The organism is Mycobacterium marseillense (assembly GCF_010731675.1).
Taxonomy (GTDB): Bacteria; Actinomycetota; Actinomycetes; order Mycobacteriales; family Mycobacteriaceae; genus Mycobacterium; species Mycobacterium marseillense.
Window position 1 is genome coordinate 1,786,205 of the sequence record NZ_AP022584.1, and the last position, 16,173, is coordinate 1,802,377.

Consider the following 16,173-nt stretch of genomic DNA (forward strand, 5'->3'; position numbering starts at 1 on the left):
CCTAGATGGCGCGCTTGAGGTCGTCGACCTTGTTCAGCTGCTCCCAGGGGAGCTCGATGTCGGTGCGGCCGAAGTGGCCGTACGCGGCGGTCGGCGCATAGATCGGGCGCAGCAGGTCCAGGTCGCGGACGATCGCGCCGGGCCGCAGGTCGAACACCTCGGGGACGATCTTCTCGATCTTGACCGGGTCGACCGTCGCGGTGCCGAACGTCTCGATGAACAGTCCGACCGGCGCGGCCTTGCCGATGGCGTAGGCCACCTGCACCTCGACCCGCTCCGCCAGCCCGGCGGCGACGATGTTCTTGGCCACCCAGCGCATCGCGTACGCCGCCGACCGGTCCACCTTGGACGGGTCCTTGCCGGAGAAGGCCCCGCCGCCGTGCCGCGCCCAGCCGCCGTAGGTGTCGACGATGATCTTGCGGCCGGTGAGGCCGGCGTCGCCCATCGGGCCGCCGACGACGAACTTGCCGGTCGGGTTGACCAGTACGCGGGTCGTCGACGAGTCCAGCGTCTCGTGAGCCAACTCCTTGAGCACGGTCTCCAGGACGTGCTTGCGGATGTCGGGATCCAGCGTCTTCTCCAGGTCGATCCCGTCGGCGTGCTGGGTGGAGACCACCACGGTGTCCAACCGGGTCGGAACGTTGTCCTCGTACTCGATGGTGACCTGGGTCTTGCCGTCCGGGCGCAGGTAGTCCAGCGTTCCGTTCTTGCGGACCTCGGTCAGCTTGCGCGACAGGCGGTGCGCCAGCGCGATCGGCAGCGGCATCAGTTCCGGGGTGTCGCTGATGGCGTACCCGAACATCAGGCCCTGGTCGCCGGCGCCCTGTAGGTCCAGCGGGTCCGCGGCGCCCTCGACGCGCGTCTCGTGGGCGGTGTCGACACCCTGGGCGATGTCGGGCGACTGACGCCCGATGCCGATGTTGACGCCGCAGGTCTCGCCGTCGAAGCCCTTGTCGGAGTGGTCGTAGCCGATGTCGAGGATGCGCGCGCGAACGGTGTTGGTGATGTCGGCGAATGCTTCCTTGGCGGTCGTGGTGACCTCGCCGATGACATGAACCTGACCGGTGGTGACGGCCGTCTCGACGGCGACACGTGAGTGCGGGTCCCCGGCCAGCAACGCGTCGAGGACCGAGTCGCTGATCGCGTCACAGATCTTGTCGGGATGTCCCTCAGTCACCGACTCACTGGTAAACAGGCGACCCTTTTCGCTCATGCCAATCCTTCCAAATAGTTAGTCAACCGAATTATATCGGCTCGCATCAGCCCGGTCGGCACCCCGTCCCGGTGCCGAGAAGAACTCGAGCGTTTACCCGCTGTCCCCGTGCAGGAACGCGGCGATCGCATCCACGATACGACTGGCCATCAATGTCTTGGAGCCGTGCTGGAGCGCCGACTCGGTGCCGTCGGAGGCCAGCAGCCAGCCGTCGTTGCTGTCCACCTCGAACGCGCGGCCCTCACCGACCGCGTTGACCACCAGCAGATCGCAGCCCTTGCGCTGCAGCTTGGCCCGGGCGTGAAACAGCACATCTCCGTTGGCGTCGCCGGTCTCGGCGGCGAATCCGACGATGGCCCGCATGTTGGGGAGCTGCCCGTGGGCGCGGGCCCGCACCGCCCCGGCGAGCACGTCGTCGTTGCGCACCAGCTCGATCGTCGGGGTCGCGGCGTCATCGGAGGCGCTCTTTTTGATCTTGGCGGCGGCAACGTGCGCAGGCCGGAAGTCGGCGACCGCGGCGGCCATCACCAGCACGTCCGCCTCGGGGGCGCGCTTGGACACCGCGTCGCCCAGCTGGGCCGCGGAGCTGACGTGGACGACCTCGACGCCGGCGGGATCGATCAGCCCGGCGGTGTGCCCGGCGATCAGCGTGACCTCGGCGCCGCGCTGGGCCGCCACCCGCGCCACCGCGTAGCCCTGCTTGCCCGAGCTTCGGTTACCGATGAAGCGCACCGGGTCGACCGGTTCGCGGGTGCCGCCGGCGGTCACCAGCATTTTGCGGCCGGCGAGGTCGTAGGGCAGCGCGTCGTGGCGTTCCAGCAACAGGTGGGCCAGGGTGGTGATCTCCTCGGCTTCGGGCAGCCGGCCCGACCCGCTGTCCGTCCCGGTGAGCCGCCCGGCGGCGGGCTCGAGGACGACTGCACCCCGCCGGCGCAACGTGGCCACGTTGTCGACGGTGGCCGGGTGCAACCACATCTCGGTGTGCATGGCCGGCGCGAACAGCACCGGACACCGCGCGGTGAGCAGGGTGGCGGTCAGCAGATCGTCGGCACGGCCGTGCACCGCGCGGGCCAGCAGGTCCGCGGTGGCCGGAGCCACCACGACCAGGTCGGCCTGCTTGCCGAGCTGGACGTGCGGGACCTCGGGAACGTCGTCGAAGACGCCGGTGTGCACCGGCTGGCCGGAGAGCGCCTCAAACGTGGCCGCACCGACGAAACGCAGCGCGGACTCGGTCGGAATGACCCGGACGGAATGGCCGGCCTCGGACAGCTGACGGACGACGGTGCACGCCTTGTAGGCGGCGATGCCGCCGGAGACACCGACTACGACTCGTTTGGGGATCCGCGTGCGGTCCACAGCGCGCCCGGCCCGGCCCTGTTACTCGCCCTCGGTGTGCTCGAGCAGGTCGCCGTGGATCTCGCGCATCGCGATCGAGAGAGGCTTTTCCTGCAGCCCCGGCTCGACCAGCGGCCCCACGTACTCGAGGATGCCCTCACCCAGCTGGTTGTAGTAATCGTTGATCTGACGGGCCCGCTTGGCCGCGTAGATGACGAGCGCGTACTTGCTCGACACGCGGTCCAGCAGCTCGTCGATGGGCGGGTTGGTGATGCCCAGCGGAGTGTCGTAAGCGCCCGGCGCCCCGGCGGACAGGTCGAACCGGTCGGGAACCGCGGCCAGCGCCGCGTCGGACTGCGGAATAGTCACTGAGGTCAATCTCCTCTACGTTTCTGCGTGTTTTCTGCGTTTTCTTCAAAGGCGGCCCAGAGCCCCAAAACGGCTTCGCCGCTGAAAGTTCGGTGCTCAATCGTGATTCGATGTGGTCTGGCTTCTGGTCTGGCCAGCCGGGTCATGCTGGTCCGGCGCAGTTCCCACCAGCAAGGATACCAATTCGGAGCACGCAGACTCCAATCGACGGTTGACGACCACCCGGTCAAAGTCGTCGCGGGCCGCCATTTCGATGCGGGCCGTCTCGAGGCGCCGCTGCATGACCTCCGCGGTCTCGGTGCCGCGGCCCACGAGCCTGGCCTCCAAGTCCTCCCAGCTGGGCGGCGCCAAAAACACCGTCAGGGCCTCGGGCATCGCCTTCTTCACCGCCCTGGCGCCGGCCAGGTCCACCTCGATCAGGACCGGGAATCCGCGGGCGGTGGCGGCCCGAACCGGCTCGGCCAGGGTGCCAGAGCGGTGTAGGCCCGCGTGAATCTCGGCCCATTCCAGGAGGGCGCCCTCGTCGATGAGCTGCTGGAAGCGGGCGGGGCTGACGAAGTGGTAGTCGACGCCGTCGACCTCGCCGGGCCGCGGCGCGCGCGTGGTGGCCGAGACGCTGAAATGCAGGTCCGGGACCCGCTCGCGCAGGCACCGGACCACCGTCGACTTGCCGACCGCGGAGGGACCGGACAGCACGACCACACGTCCGTCACCCGAGGGTTCGGGACGTGCCCCGTGTCCGATGTCCGGTCCCCCGCTGCCGCTCACCGGCGCTCCTGGACAGGCGCGCCCACGGCGTGGGTCGGATTGCCCGCCTTCTCCTCAGGCCGTTCGGCCTGCATCGTCGGCGGGCGGGTTAGGAGCCGAACTTTTCCAGCAGGGCCTTGCGCTGACGATCGCCGAGACCGCGCAGGCGGCGGGTGGGGGCGATCTCCAGCTCAGTCATGATTTCCTGCGCCTTGACCTTGCCCACCTTGGGCAACGCCTCGAGAAGCGCCGAAACCTTCATCTTGCCCAGGACTTCGTCGGTCTCGGCGTCCTTGAGCACCTGGGTGAGGTTGGTGCCGCCACGCTTCAGCCGGTCCTTGAGCTCTGCTCGTGCTCGACGTGCGGCAGCCGCCTTCTCCAACGCGGCCGCGCGCTGCTCGTCGGTCAACTGGGGAAGGGCCACGATTCCTCCGTATCTGATCAATCAATTTCAATCGATCTCATTTTGTCTCGCCGGTTCTTCTGCCAGCGGAGACGACCGTACTCAGGCCTCCTGACGAAATCTAACCCGCCCCCCTGCTTAACGGGGCAAACTCCCAGCATGCAATGGGGCGTGTCCCGCCCAAGCGGCCCGCCAACCGGCGTCGGCGACGGCCGCCTCGACGCCGTCCCGGCGGCTCCGGAGCGACCCGATCTTGGGCTCGATTGAGCTTTCTACCTGCGGCTTTAGCCGAGCGGCCCGCGCGGGGCGCGGCGGCCTGGTGCTCCGGAAACGCGCCGGCGCGCGCTCGCGCGGGGCGGTGCGAGGGATCACGCATTCGCCACGGCGTGTCGCGCGTGTCGCGTTCGCCGGCCAAAGGGCAGGCCAGCGCCGTGGTTCGCCGCTGCGACGAGCCTCGGCGGGTCCCGCGCGAACCTGTGGGGCCCGGGTCCCCGGCGCCGGGTGGCGGGGGCCGGCTCCTCCGGGCCACGGCCCCGTCCGGGTGACCGGCGGGACGGCGACGCCGGCACGGCACCGGGACGCGCGGCGAATCCCGTTGCGGCCCAACGGGTGACGGGTCATCGTCGACGATCCACGCCCCACCGGGGCGCCGAGCGTCGCCAACCGCCGCGCGCCGCAGCGCCGTGGGTAGACGGGCATCGGGCGCGCTGCGGGCCGGCGAGCGCTTCCGCGGATTCGCGCCAAACGGGCAGATGCAGGCGCAGGAACGAGGCAACGTCATAAAACGCTCCGTACCTGCGGAAAAGCGGCCGCGCCGGGTCGCGCTTCAGCTAATCCGCGGTCAGGGATCAGATACGATCGGGGCGTGTCCAACCTGCGAATTCGCCAGGCGGCTGAGTTGCTCGGCGTCAGTGATGACACGGTGCGACGCTGGATCAACCAGGGGGCGTTGGAGGTCAGTCACGACGCCGCCGGCCGCAAGGTGATCGCGAGCGAGGATCTGGCCCGCTTCTCCCGCAGCAACGCGCCCGCGCCGCCGGCCGACCCGCTCAGCATCGGCAGCTCGGCCCGCAACCGCTTCGTCGGGCTGGTCACCTCGGTGGTCAGCGACAAGGTGATGACACAGGTGGAGATGCAGTGCGGCCCGTTCACCGTCGTTTCGCTGATGAGCACCGAGGCCGCTGAGGAGCTGCAGCTGCGACCCGGCAGCGTCGCGGTGGCCGTCGTCAAGGCAACCACCGTCATCGTGGAAACCGCCCAGCCCAGCACGGCGCTGGCGTCGGACTAGGCGGCTCAGACCGCCAGATAGGCGACGGCGTCGAGCATCCGGTCGGCCGCCCCGCGCAGCTCCGCCACCCCCGGCCCGGCCCGCAGCACCTCGCGCGCCACCGCGGGCAGCAGCTGCCCCGGTTCGGCCCCGCCCAGCCCGGCCAGCGCCTCGGGCCGCCCGCCCTGCACCCCGAGGCCGGGCACCAGCACCGGGCCACCCAGGGCGCTCAGATCGGGCGCCTGCAGCACCGTCGCGCCCACGACGACGCCGACGTATCCGGGCCCGGACGGCGTCGCGGACCGATTCACCACCGCCGCCTGGTCGACGACCAGCTGGGCCACCGTGCGGCCGTCGAAGGCGGCCCGCTGCACGGTCGCGCCCTCCGGGTTGGACGTGGCCGCCAGCACGAAAACCCCCCGGTCGTGCGCGGCGGCGGCTTCCAGCAGCGGCCGCAGCGACCCGAACCCCAGGTACGGCGTGGCCGTCACCGCGTCGGCGGCCAGGGGCGAATCCCCCGCCCAGGCGGCGGCGTAGGCGGCCATCGTCGTTCCGATGTCGCCGCGCTTGGCGTCGGCCAACACCAGCACCCCGGCCGACCGCAGCGCCGCGATGGTGCGTTCCAGCACCGCGAATCCGGCCGCGCCGTACGCCTCGAAGAACGCCACCTGTGGCTTGACGACGGCGAAGCCGGAGAACGCCTCGATGCAGATGTCACAGAACGCGGCCAGCCCGTCGGCTGTGGTGGGCAGTCCCCACGCCCGCAGCAGCTCGGGGTGCGGGTCGATGCCCACGCACAGCGGCCCGCGTTCGGCTTTCGCGTCGGCGAGCCGGACCCCGAAGCCGGTCATCGGGCGCCGTTTCCGTTCAGGCCGCCCTGGCCGATCTGGCTGTGCAGCTCCTGCAGGCTGCGCACGCCGATGTCGCCGCGGATGCCCGCTTCGATGCCCTGCACCGCGGCCGACGCGCCCTGCACCGTGGTGACGCAGGGGATGTTGACCGACACCGCGGCCGAACGGATTTCATAGCCGTCGATGCGCGGCCCGGAGTTGCCGTAGGGCGTGTTGATCACCATGTCGACCTCGCCGGCCTTGATCGCGTCCACCGCCGACTGCGCGGGGCGGCCCGGCTGGGGGTCCTCGAAGTGCTTACGCACTTCGTCGCACGGAATCCCGTTGCGGCGCAACATCTCCGCGGTGCCCTCGGTGGCAAGCACGCGGAATCCCAGGTCGGCCAGGCGCTTGACGGGGAACACCAGTGAGCGCTTGTCCCGGTTGGCGACCGACACGAAGATGGTGCCCCGCGCCGGCAGCGACCCGTAGGCGGCGGTCTGGCTCTTGGCGAACGCGCTGCCGAAGTCGCGGTCGATTCCCATCACCTCGCCGGTGGACTTCATCTCCGGGCCGAGCAGCGAGTCGATGGCGGCGCCGTCGGCGCGGCGGAAGCGGTGGAACGGCAGCACCGCCTCCTTGACCGCGATCGGGGCGTCCAGCGCCGCGTGCGCCCCGTCCCCGGACGCCGCCAGCAGCCCCTCCTCACGAAGCTGGGAGATGCTGGCGCCCAACATGACCCGGGCACACGCCTTGGCAAGCGGGATCGCGGTGGCCTTGGACACGAAGGGCACCGTGCGGCTGGCCCGCGGGTTGGCCTCCAGGACGTAGAGCACGTCGTCCTTGAGCGCGTACTGCACGTTGAGCAGCCCGACCACGCCGATGCCGTGTGCGATGGCTTCGGTGGCGCGGCGCACCTTCTCGATGTCGCTGCGGCCCAGCGTGACCGGCGGGAGCGCGCACGCCGAGTCGCCGGAGTGGATGCCGGCCTCCTCGATGTGCTCCATGATGCCGCCGATGTACACCTCGGTGCCGTCGCAGAGCGCGTCGACGTCGATCTCCACCGCGTCCTCGAGGAAGCGGTCGACCAGCACGGGGTGCTCGGGCGAGAGCTCGGTGGCGCGGGTGATGTAGCCGCGCAGCGTCTCCTCGTCGTAGACGATCTCCATGCCGCGACCGCCCAGCACGTAGGACGGCCGCACCAGCACCGGGTAGCCGATGCCTTCGGCGATCCGGCGGGCCTGGTCGAAAGTGGTTGCGGTGCCGTACTTCGGCGCGGGCAGGCCGGCCGCGGTGAGCACGTCGCCGAACGCGCCGCGATCCTCGGCCAGGTCGATGGCCTCCGGCGGGGTGCCGACGATCGGCACGCCCGCATCGGCGAGGCGTTGCGCCAGCCCGAGCGGAGTTTGGCCGCCGAGTTGCACGATCACCCCGGCCACCCCCGGCCCGTCACCGCCGGACTGCTGCTCGGCGCGGAACACCTCCAGGACGTCCTCGAAGGTCAGCGGCTCGAAGTACAGCCGGTCGGCGGTGTCGTAGTCGGTGGACACCGTCTCCGGGTTGCAGTTGACCATCACGGTCTCAAAACCGGCCTGGCTCAACGTCGTAGCCGCATGCACGCAGCTGTAGTCGAATTCGATGCCCTGCCCGATCCGGTTGGGGCCCGACCCCAGGATCAGCACCTTGGGCTTTTCGGTCTGCGGGGCCACCTCGGTCTCGGCGGCGGGGTCCAGCTCGTAGCTGCTGTAGTGATACGGCGTCTTGGCCTCGAACTCGGCCGCGCAGGTGTCGACGGTCTTGTACACCGGGTGCACGCCCAAGCGCTCGCGCAGCGACCGCACCCCGTTCTCCCCGGCCAATTCCGGTCGCAGCGCGGCGATCTGGCGGTCCGAGAGCCCGCTGTGCTTGCCGCGGCGCAGCAGGTCGGCGTCGAGGACCGGGGCGGCGATCAGCTCGGCGCGCAGCGTGATCAGCTCGCCGATCTGCGCGACGAACCACGGGTCCACACCGCTGGCCTCGGCGACGCGTTCCACCGACGCACCCAGCCGCAGCGCGAGTTCGATGTCGTAGAGCCGGCCCTCGGTCGGGGTGCGCAGCCGGGTCAGCACCTCCTCGATGTCCCCGTCGTCGTCGGGCTTGGTCCAGAAGCCCGCGCGGCTGGTCTCCAGCGACCGCATCACCTTGCCCAATGCCTCAATGAAGTTGCGGCCCAACGACATTGCCTCGCCGACGGATTTCATCGTGGTGGTCAGGGTGGGGTCGGCGCCCGGGAATTTCTCGAAGGCGAACCGCGGCGCCTTGACCACCACGTAGTCCAGGGTGGGCTCGAAGCAGGCGGGCGTTTCCTTGGTGATGTCGTTGAGGATCTCGTCGAGGGTGTAGCCGATGGCCAGTTTCGCGGCGATCTTGGCGATCGGGAAGCCGGTCGCCTTGGACGCCAGCGCGCTGGACCGCGACACCCGCGGGTTCATCTCGATGACGATCAGCCGGCCGTCGGCCGGGTTGATCGCGAACTGGATGTTGCACCCCCCGGTGTCCACGCCGACCTCGCGCAGGATCGCGATGCCCAGATCGCGCATCCGCTGGTATTCCCGGTCGGTCAGCGTCATGGCCGGCGCGACGGTGACCGAGTCACCGGTGTGCACGCCCATCGGGTCGAAGTTCTCGATCGAGCACACCACGACCACGTTGTCGTTGCCGTCGCGCATCAGCTCGAGCTCGAATTCCTTCCAGCCGTAGATCGATTCCTCGATGAGCACGTTGGCGCTGGGACTTTCGGCCAGCCCGGCGCCGGCCATCCGGTCGACCTCCTCGACGGATCGCGCCATCCCCGAACCCAGGCCGCCCATGGTGAAGCTGGGTCGCACCACTACCGGGAGGCCCAGCTCGTCGACCGTCTCGCGGACCTCGTCCATGGTGAAACACACTCGGCTGCGGGCGGATTCACCGCCCACCTTGGCGACGATGTCCTTGAACATCTGCCGGTCCTCGCCACGCTGGATGGCGTCGAAGTCGGCGCCGATGAGCTCGACACCGTGGCGCTCCAGCGCCCCGTTCTCGTACAGCGCGACCGCGGTGTTCAGCGCGGTCTGCCCGCCCAGGGTGGCCAGCAGTGCGTCGATCTTGTTGCCGCGCGCGGCTTGCTGCGCGATCACCTTTCCGACGAATGCGGCGGTGATCGGCTCGACGTAGGTGTGGTCGGCGTACTCCGGGTCGGTCATGATCGTCGCCGGGTTCGAGTTGACCAGGCTGACCTGCAGCCCCTCGGCCCGCAGCACCCGGCAGGCCTGGGTGCCCGAGTAGTCGAACTCACAGGCCTGCCCGATCACGATCGGACCCGAACCGATCACCAGAACGTGGTTGAGGTCGGTGCGGCGCGGCATCAGCGGCCCCTTCCGCTTTCGTGGGAAGCCATCAAGTCGATGAATTGGTCGAACAGGTAATTCGCGTCGTGCGGCCCGGCGGCGGCCTCCGGATGATACTGAACCGAAAAGGCCCGTCCGTCGGCGAGTTTGACGCCCTCGACCACCCCGTCGTTGGCGCAGGTGTGGCTGACGATCGCCCGGCCGAACGGCGTGTCGAAGGACTGGCCGGCCTCCCCCTCGAGCGCGAAGCCGTGATTCTGTGCGGTCACCGCCACCCGCCCGGTCGCGTGGTCGATCACCGGGATATTGATGCCGCGGTGACCGAACACCATCTTGTAGGTGGACAGGCCCAGCGCCCGGCCCAGGATCTGGTTGCCGAAACAGATGCCGAACAACGGAATTCCGGCGCCGAGCACCTCGCGGGTGACCGCCACGATGTGGTCGGCGGTGGCGGGGTCGCCCGGACCGTTGGACAGGAAGACGCCGTCCGGTTTGAGGGCGGCGATCTGCTGATAGCTCACCGAGGACGCCAGTACGTGGGTGCGGATGCCCCGGCCGGCGAAGTTGCGCGGCGTGTTGGTCTTGATGCCCAGGTCCAGCGCGGCCACCGTAAACCGGGGTGTGCCTTCGGGTTCCACGATGTAGGTGTCCGGCGTGCTGACCTCGCCGGCCAGGTCGGCGCCCAGCATGGACTGCTGTCCCCTGACCCGCTGCACCAGTTCGTCCGGGGCGGCGAGCGCGTCGCCGGAGAACACGCCCGCCTTCATCGAGCCGCGGGTGCGCAGGTGCCGCACCACCGCGCGGGTGTCGATGCCGGCGATCCCCACGACGTGCTGACGGATCAGCTCGTCCTCCAGGGTGCCGGTGGCGCGCCAGTTGGACGGGCGCGGGGACGGGTCGCGTACCGCGTAGCCGGCAACCCAAATCTTGTCGCCACGGCTCTCGGCGTCCTCGTCGTTCCAGCCCGTGTTGCCGATCTGCGGCGCGGTGGCCACCACGATCTGCCGGTGGTAACTGGGATCGGTCAGCGTCTCCTGGTAGCCGGACATACCGGTGGAAAACACGGCCTCGCCCAATGTTTGGCCGATCTTGCCGAACGGGGTGCCGGTGAAGACGCGGCCGTCTTCGAGCACCAATAGCGCCTTACTGCTCACGCGACCTCTTTCTCCTGGCCATCCCGTTCCTCCAGCCACTTGTCGTAGTCGTGGCGGTCGTTCGCCCGGAAACCGGTGTCGATCTCGACGCCCGACGGCAGCCGCCAGCGGATCGCCAAGATGCCGATCCGGGCCGGCCTGACCGCCATCCCGCGCTCCAGGCGGATCGCCGTGATCGCGTCCCGTGGAATCCAAATCGGGTGGGCCCGCAGGCGTTCCACCATGATGCCGCCGGCGTAGCGGGTCAGCACCGCTTTGCTGCGGTAGCCGAGATCGCCCGCCGCGATGCGCTCGCTCCAGCCCGGCGCCATCATGGAGCCGCAGTAGTGCCCGCGGGTGGTGATGGCCGCCGCACCGACCTCGTCCGGGATCGGCGGTAGGTCGCCGATGAGCTCCTCCTGCCGCTGCGCGCGGCGCTGCCAGGTGCGCATCATCAGCTGGATCACCACCGTGATCACCACCACCAGCACGGCCGCGAAGATCAGCGAACCCACCAGCGTGCCTGAATTCATGCCGGGCACTTCCCATCTCGGGCGGTGACCTTGCCGCGCAGCAGGGTCGCGGTCACGGTGGCGGGCAGGGTCATCGCCTCGTAGGGCGTGTTGGCCGACCGGCTGGCCAGGTCGGGCCCGGCGACGGTCCACGAGGCGTCGGGGTCCACCACGGTCAGGTTGGCCGGCTCCCCCACTTCCAGCGGCCGGCCCTGATCGGGCAGGCGCGCGATGCGTGCCGGGTTTTCGCTCATCACCCGGGCGAGGCCACGCCAGCTGAGCAGTCCCGGGACGACCATCGTCTGCACCACGATCGACAGTGCCGTCTGCAACCCCAGCATGCCGGGGCGCGCCGCGGAGAACTCGCAGCACTTCTCGTGCTCGGCGTGCGGGGCGTGATCGGTGGCCACGCAGTCGATGACGCCGTCGGCCAGGGCCTGGCGCAGCGCCACCGCGTCGGCCGCTTCGCGCAGCGGCGGGTTGACGCGGTTACGCCCGTCGTAGCTGGCCAGCCGGCTGTCGTCGAGCATCAAGTGGTGTGGGGTGACCTCGGCGGTGATCGAAATCCCCTGGCCCTTGGCCCATTTCACGATCTCGACGGTGCCCGCGGTGGAGGCGTGGCAGATGTGCACCCGGGCGCCGGCGTCGCGTGCCAGCAGCGCGTCGCGGGCGACGATGGATTCCTCGGCCGCCCGCGGCCATCCCGACAGGCCCAGCCGGGCGGCGGTTGGTCCCTCGTGGGCGACGGCGCCGACGGTCAGCCGGGGCTCCTCGGCGTGCTGGGCGACGAGCACGCCCAGGCCGGTGGCGTATTCGAGAGCGCGGCGCATCACCAGCGGATCGTGCACGCAGATGCCGTCGTCGGAGAACATCCGCACCTGCGCGGCGCCGGCCGCCATCATGCCCATCTCGGTGAGCTCTTTGCCGGCCAGCCCGACGGTGACGGCGCCCACCGGGTGCACATCGACCAGGCCGACCTGCTGGCCGCGATGCCAGACGTGGTCGGTGACCACCGGGCTGTCGGCGACCGGGGTGGTGTTGGCCATCGCGAACACCGCGGTGTAGCCGCCCAACGCCGCGGCGGCCGAGCCGGTTTCGATGTCCTCGGCGTATTCGCGGCCCGGCTCGCGCAAGTGGGTGTGCAGGTCGACGAACCCGGGCAGCAGCACCTGGCCGGTCGCGTCGATGACGTCTGCGGTATCGGGAATCGGTAGCCCCGCGCCGATTTCGGCGATCTGCCCGTCGTCGACCAGCACGTCGACGGCGTCACCGTCACCGTAGAGGCGCACACCGCGGATCAGCACGCTCATGCCACTCCCTCGTTTCCGGCCGACTCCGTCCCTACGAGCACATGGAACAGCACCGCCATCCGCACGTGCACACCATTGGAAACCTGTTGCAACACAGCCGATTGCGACGAGTCGGCCACCGACGAGGCGATCTCCATGCCGCGCAGCATCGGCCCGGGGTGCAGCACCACCGCGTGCCCGGGCAGCATCGCCTGGCGGCGATCGGACAGCCCGTACAGGGACGAGTATTCGCGCACCGAGGGGAAGAAGCCGCCGTTCATCCGCTCGGCCTGCACGCGCAGCATCAGCACCGCGTCGGCGGCGGGCAGCTCGGCGTCGAAGTCGTTCGACACGGTGACCGGCCAGCCGTCGACGCCGACCGGCAACAGCGTCGGCGGCGCCACCAGCACCACTTCGGCGCCCAGCGTGTGCAGCAGCATGACGTTGGAGCGGGCGACCCGGCTGTGCAGGACGTCGCCGACGATCACGACGCGCCGGCCCTCGATGCCGCCGAGCCGCTGGCGGATGGTGAGCGCGTCGAGCAGCGCCTGCGTCGGGTGCTCGTGGGTGCCGTCGCCGGCGTTGACCACCGAGGGGCCGGAATCGCTGGAATCGCTGTCGCCGCCCGTCCATTCGGCGAGCAGATGCGCGGCGCCCGAGGCCGGGTGGCGGATGATCAGCGCGTCGGCACCGGCGGCTCGCAGCGTCAGGGCGGTGTCGCGCAGGGACTCGCCCTTGCCCACCGACGACCCGGCGGCGCTGACGTTGATCACGTCGGCGCTCATCCACTTGCCGGCCACCTCGAAGGACACCCGGGTGCGGGTCGAGTTCTCGTAGAACATCGTCACGATGGTGCGGCCGCGCAGCGTCGGCAGTTTCTTGATCTCGCGGCCGACCAGGGCCTGCGCGAAGCGGTCGGCGTCGTCGAGGATGGCGGTGGCGTCGTCGAGGCTCAGGTCGCCGGCGGCGAGCAGGTGGCGGGTCATCGCGAGATCACCACCCCGTCGTCGCCGTCGCTCTCGTTGAACAGCACGTGCACGCTCTCGGTGCGTGAAGTGGGGACGTTCTTGCCCACATAGTCGGCGCGCAGCGGCAGTTCGCGGTGGCCGCGGTCGACCAGCACCGCCAGCTGCACGACCCGGGGGCGGCCGACGTCGCGCAGCGCGTCGAGGGCGGAGCGCACGGAGCGCCCGGAGTAGAGCACGTCGTCGACCAGGATCACCAGCGCGTCGTCGATGCCGCCGGCCGGGATCGAGGTGGCTTCCAGCGGCCGCGGGGGTTTTTGCATCAGGTCGTCGCGGTACAGGGTGATGTCCAACGCGCCGTAACCGACCTCGATGCCGCTGTATTCGCCGATGTTGCCGGCCAGCCGCTCGGCCAGGATCACGCCGCGCGTGGGGATTCCCAGCAGCACGACCCGGGGCGCATCGGGGCCGTCGAGGGCCGTCTTTTCGATGATCTGGTGCGCGATACGGGAAATGGTGCGGCCCACGTCGGCCGCCGACATCAACTCCCGGGAATCACTGCCTGAGCTCGTGTCGCCCGCAGCACCCATACGAAACTTGACCTCCTTCTCCGCCTCACCGGACGGATCGTTAAAGGATGTCGACTGCACGGCAGCGTAGCACTTATTTCGGGGGCGGCGGGGCCGGCCGTGTGTGGCGCGCATCGCTGCTCCCGCCTGCTCGTCACACGCGCCCCACGAGTCGCTCCGCGGAGGGACAGGATGTGTGCCCGTCTCACAGCGACACGCGGCGGCCGGCACTACCTTGGCGACTACCCTGGCGACGATGACGGGCCCCACCTCTGATTCCGGATTCTCCGGCTTGCAGCGCATGGACTTCGACGCGCTCTACCGCGGTGAGAGCCCCGGCGCGGGCATCCCCCCGATGCCCTCACCGCCGTGGGACACCAAGGCGCCCAAGGACAGCGTCATCGCATGGCATGACCGCGGCTGGGTGCACGGCGACGTCCTCGACATCGGCTGCGGCCTCGGCGACAACGCCATCTATCTGGCCACGAAGGGCTTCCGCGTGACCGGTCTGGACCTGTCCCCGACCGCGCTGATCACCGCCGAGCGGCGCGCCGCCGACGCGGGAGCCCAGGTGACATTCGCGGTGACCGACGCCACCGAGCTCACGGGCTACGCCGACGCGTTCGACACCGTCGTCGACAGCGGCATGTTCCACTGCCTCGACGAGGACGGCAAGCGCCGCTACGCCGCCGCGGCGCACCGGGCCACCCGGCCGGGCGCCACGCTGCTGATCAGCTGCTTCTCCGACGCGAATCCCGCCGATCCGCAGTGGCCGCGGCCCGCGGTGTCCGAGCAGACACTCCGCGACGTCCTCGGGGGCGCGGGTTGGGACATCGAGTCGATCGAACCGGCCACCATGCGCCGCGAATTGGACGGCAACCGCGTCGAAATGGCGTTCTGGTACGTCCGCGCGCAGCGGCGCTAGTCGACGTCGGGTGCCCGCCCGCTAACCTGACCGAGTGAATCGCTCGGCCCTGGATGGTAACGCGGCCTCCGTCCGCGAAGTGTGTGACGCCGGCGTGCTCGCCGGCGCGGTGACGGTGGTATGGCAGCGCGGAGAACTGCTGCAGGTCAACGAAATCGGCTATCGCGACGTGGACGCGGGCCTGCCGATGCAGCGGGACACGCTGTTTCGCATCGCGTCGATGACCAAGCCGGTGACGGTCGCGGCGATCATGAGCCTCCTCGACGAGGGCAAGCTGACGCTCAAGGATCCGATCGTGCGCTGGGCGCCGGAGCTGGCCGACCTGCGGGTGCTCGACGATCCGCACGGCCCGCTGGAGCGCACCCACCCGGTGAACCGCGCCATCCTGATCGAGGACCTGCTCACCCACACCAGCGGCCTGGCGTACGGGTTCTCGGTGTCCGGGCCGATCTCCAAGGCCTACATGCGGCTGCCGTTCAACCAGGGCCCGGACACCTGGCTGGCCGAGCTGGCCAAGCTGCCGCTGATGCACCAGCCCGGCGAGCGGGTCACCTACAGCCATTCCATCGACCTGCTGGGCGTCATCGCTTCCCGCATCGACGGCAAGCCGTTCCATCAGGTTCTCGACGAACGGATCCTGGGCCCGGCGGGCATGACCGACACCGGGTTCTTCGTCTCCGCCGAGGCCCGGCGCCGCGCGGCAACGATGTACCGGCTCACCAACGAACACCAGCTGCAGCACGGTGTGATGGGCCCGCCGCACCTCACGCCGCCGTCGTTCTGCAATGCCGGCGGCGGGTTGTGGTCGAGCGCCGACGATTACCTGCGCTTCGTGCGAATGCTGCTGGGCGGCGGGACGATCGACGGTGTGCGGGTGCTCTCGGAGGAGTCCGTCCGGTCGATGCGCACCGACCGGCTCACCGACGAGCAGAAGCGGCACAACTTCCTGGGCGCGCCGTATTGGGTCGGCCGCGGCTTCGGGCTGAACCTGTCCGTGGTGACCGATCCCGCAAAGGCCACACCGTTGTTCGGGCCCGGCGGCGTCGGCACGTTCAGCTGGCCCGGCGCCTACGGGACCTGGTGGCAGGCCGACCCGGCCGCGGACCTGATCCTGATCTACCTCATCCAGAACCTGCCGGACCTGACCGTCGACGCGGCCACGGCCGTCGCCGGCAACACGTCGCTGGCCAAACTCCGCACGGCCCAACCGAGATTCGTCCGCAACACGTATCGCGCGCTCGGCCTCTGAGG

General features: G+C 69.9%; 15 protein-coding genes. 3 read left to right on the forward strand and 12 right to left on the reverse strand.

What is annotated here, in order from left to right; translation table 11 throughout:
- Position 1: 1 nt before the first annotated feature.
- From metK to mihF, 5 genes are all read right to left on the reverse strand, one after another.
- On the reverse strand, positions 2–1,213 hold the full coding sequence (gene metK, locus G6N26_RS07605; protein WP_083019533.1) for a methionine adenosyltransferase: 1,212 nt from the start codon (positions 1,211–1,213) through the stop codon (positions 2–4).
- A 93-nt stretch (positions 1,214–1,306) separates the two neighbouring features.
- Complete coding sequence (gene coaBC / locus G6N26_RS07610) at positions 1,307–2,569, reverse strand: bifunctional phosphopantothenoylcysteine decarboxylase/phosphopantothenate--cysteine ligase CoaBC (RefSeq protein WP_067165887.1); 1,263 nt, start codon at positions 2,567–2,569, stop codon at positions 1,307–1,309.
- A gap of 21 nt (positions 2,570–2,590) precedes the next feature.
- The gene (rpoZ, locus tag G6N26_RS07615; RefSeq protein WP_067165884.1) at positions 2,591–2,917 is read right to left on the reverse strand and encodes a DNA-directed RNA polymerase subunit omega; all 327 of its coding nucleotides are present in this window, start codon (positions 2,915–2,917) and stop codon (positions 2,591–2,593) included.
- A 96-nt stretch (positions 2,918–3,013) separates the two neighbouring features.
- Positions 3,014–3,685 (reverse strand): guanylate kinase, encoded by a 672-nt coding sequence (gene gmk, locus G6N26_RS07620; protein ID WP_372460839.1) that lies wholly within the window; start codon positions 3,683–3,685, stop codon positions 3,014–3,016.
- An 88-nt stretch (positions 3,686–3,773) separates the two neighbouring features.
- Positions 3,774–4,088: an integration host factor, actinobacterial type gene (gene mihF, locus G6N26_RS07625; protein WP_007171927.1), complete on the reverse strand. Its 315-nt coding sequence runs from the start codon at positions 4,086–4,088 to the stop codon at positions 3,774–3,776.
- An 844-nt stretch (positions 4,089–4,932) separates the two neighbouring features.
- On the opposite strand from mihF, the gene G6N26_RS07630 reads away from it, so the two are divergent.
- Entirely contained in the window at positions 4,933–5,355 is a 423-nt protein-coding gene (locus tag G6N26_RS07630) for a TOBE domain-containing protein (protein WP_064940711.1), read from the forward strand.
- A gap of 5 nt (positions 5,356–5,360) precedes the next feature.
- Here G6N26_RS07630 and pyrF read toward each other — a convergent pair whose 3' ends face one another.
- Genes pyrF through pyrR form a run of 7 tightly spaced genes read right to left on the reverse strand, consistent with a single transcriptional unit; the run spans position 5,361 to position 14,018 of the window.
- A complete protein-coding gene (pyrF, locus tag G6N26_RS07635; RefSeq protein ID WP_083019532.1) occupies positions 5,361–6,185 on the reverse strand; it encodes an orotidine-5'-phosphate decarboxylase in 825 nt (274 codons plus the stop codon).
- Entirely contained in the window at positions 6,182–9,547 is a 3,366-nt protein-coding gene (gene carB / locus G6N26_RS07640) for a carbamoyl-phosphate synthase large subunit (protein ID WP_083019531.1), read from the reverse strand. Before carB ends, pyrF begins: the two co-directional genes overlap by 4 nt.
- Positions 9,547–10,683 carry a glutamine-hydrolyzing carbamoyl-phosphate synthase small subunit gene (carA, locus tag G6N26_RS07645; protein ID WP_083019530.1) on the reverse strand — a complete coding sequence of 379 codons (1,137 nt, stop codon included), beginning with the start codon at positions 10,681–10,683 and terminating at the stop codon, positions 9,547–9,549. The genes carB and carA overlap by 1 nt, the downstream gene beginning before the upstream one ends.
- Positions 10,680–11,195, reverse strand: coding sequence for a PH-like domain-containing protein (locus G6N26_RS07650; protein ID WP_067176980.1), 516 nt, complete (start codon positions 11,193–11,195; stop codon positions 10,680–10,682). Before G6N26_RS07650 ends, carA begins: the two co-directional genes overlap by 4 nt.
- Positions 11,192–12,484: a dihydroorotase gene (locus tag G6N26_RS07655; protein WP_067176976.1), complete on the reverse strand. Its 1,293-nt coding sequence runs from the start codon at positions 12,482–12,484 to the stop codon at positions 11,192–11,194. Before G6N26_RS07655 ends, G6N26_RS07650 begins: the two co-directional genes overlap by 4 nt.
- The gene (locus G6N26_RS07660; RefSeq protein ID WP_067169336.1) at positions 12,481–13,449 is read right to left on the reverse strand and encodes an aspartate carbamoyltransferase catalytic subunit; all 969 of its coding nucleotides are present in this window, start codon (positions 13,447–13,449) and stop codon (positions 12,481–12,483) included. Before G6N26_RS07660 ends, G6N26_RS07655 begins: the two co-directional genes overlap by 4 nt.
- On the reverse strand, positions 13,446–14,018 hold the full coding sequence (gene pyrR, locus G6N26_RS07665; protein WP_083019529.1) for a bifunctional pyr operon transcriptional regulator/uracil phosphoribosyltransferase PyrR: 573 nt from the start codon (positions 14,016–14,018) through the stop codon (positions 13,446–13,448). The genes G6N26_RS07660 and pyrR overlap by 4 nt, the downstream gene beginning before the upstream one ends.
- Before the next feature lie 271 nt (positions 14,019–14,289).
- On the opposite strand from pyrR, the gene G6N26_RS07670 reads away from it, so the two are divergent.
- Positions 14,290–14,922: a class I SAM-dependent methyltransferase gene (locus G6N26_RS07670; RefSeq protein WP_120312680.1), complete on the forward strand. Its 633-nt coding sequence runs from the start codon at positions 14,290–14,292 to the stop codon at positions 14,920–14,922.
- Between the two features lie 34 nt (positions 14,923–14,956).
- Positions 14,957–16,171 (forward strand): serine hydrolase domain-containing protein, encoded by a 1,215-nt coding sequence (locus G6N26_RS07675; RefSeq protein WP_083019528.1) that lies wholly within the window; start codon positions 14,957–14,959, stop codon positions 16,169–16,171.
- Positions 16,172–16,173 lie beyond the last annotated feature (2 nt).

What these genes read in the sequence shown, in the direction of transcription:
- metK (WP_083019533.1), bottom strand. Translation starts at nt 1,213, where the DNA reads ATGAGCGAAAAGGGTCGCCTGTTTACCAGTGAGTCGGTGACTGAGGGA.
- pyrF (WP_083019532.1), bottom strand. Translation starts at nt 6,185, where the DNA reads ATGACCGGCTTCGGGGTCCGGCTCGCCGACGCGAAAGCCGAACGCGGG.
- carB (WP_083019531.1), bottom strand. Translation starts at nt 9,547, where the DNA reads ATGCCGCGCCGCACCGACCTCAACCACGTTCTGGTGATCGGTTCGGGT.
- G6N26_RS07650 (WP_067176980.1), bottom strand. Translation starts at nt 11,195, where the DNA reads ATGAATTCAGGCACGCTGGTGGGTTCGCTGATCTTCGCGGCCGTGCTG.
- G6N26_RS07655 (WP_067176976.1), bottom strand. Translation starts at nt 12,484, where the DNA reads ATGAGCGTGCTGATCCGCGGTGTGCGCCTCTACGGTGACGGTGACGCC.
- G6N26_RS07660 (WP_067169336.1), bottom strand. Translation starts at nt 13,449, where the DNA reads ATGACCCGCCACCTGCTCGCCGCCGGCGACCTGAGCCTCGACGACGCC.
- pyrR (WP_083019529.1), bottom strand. Translation starts at nt 14,018, where the DNA reads ATGGGTGCTGCGGGCGACACGAGCTCAGGCAGTGATTCCCGGGAGTTG.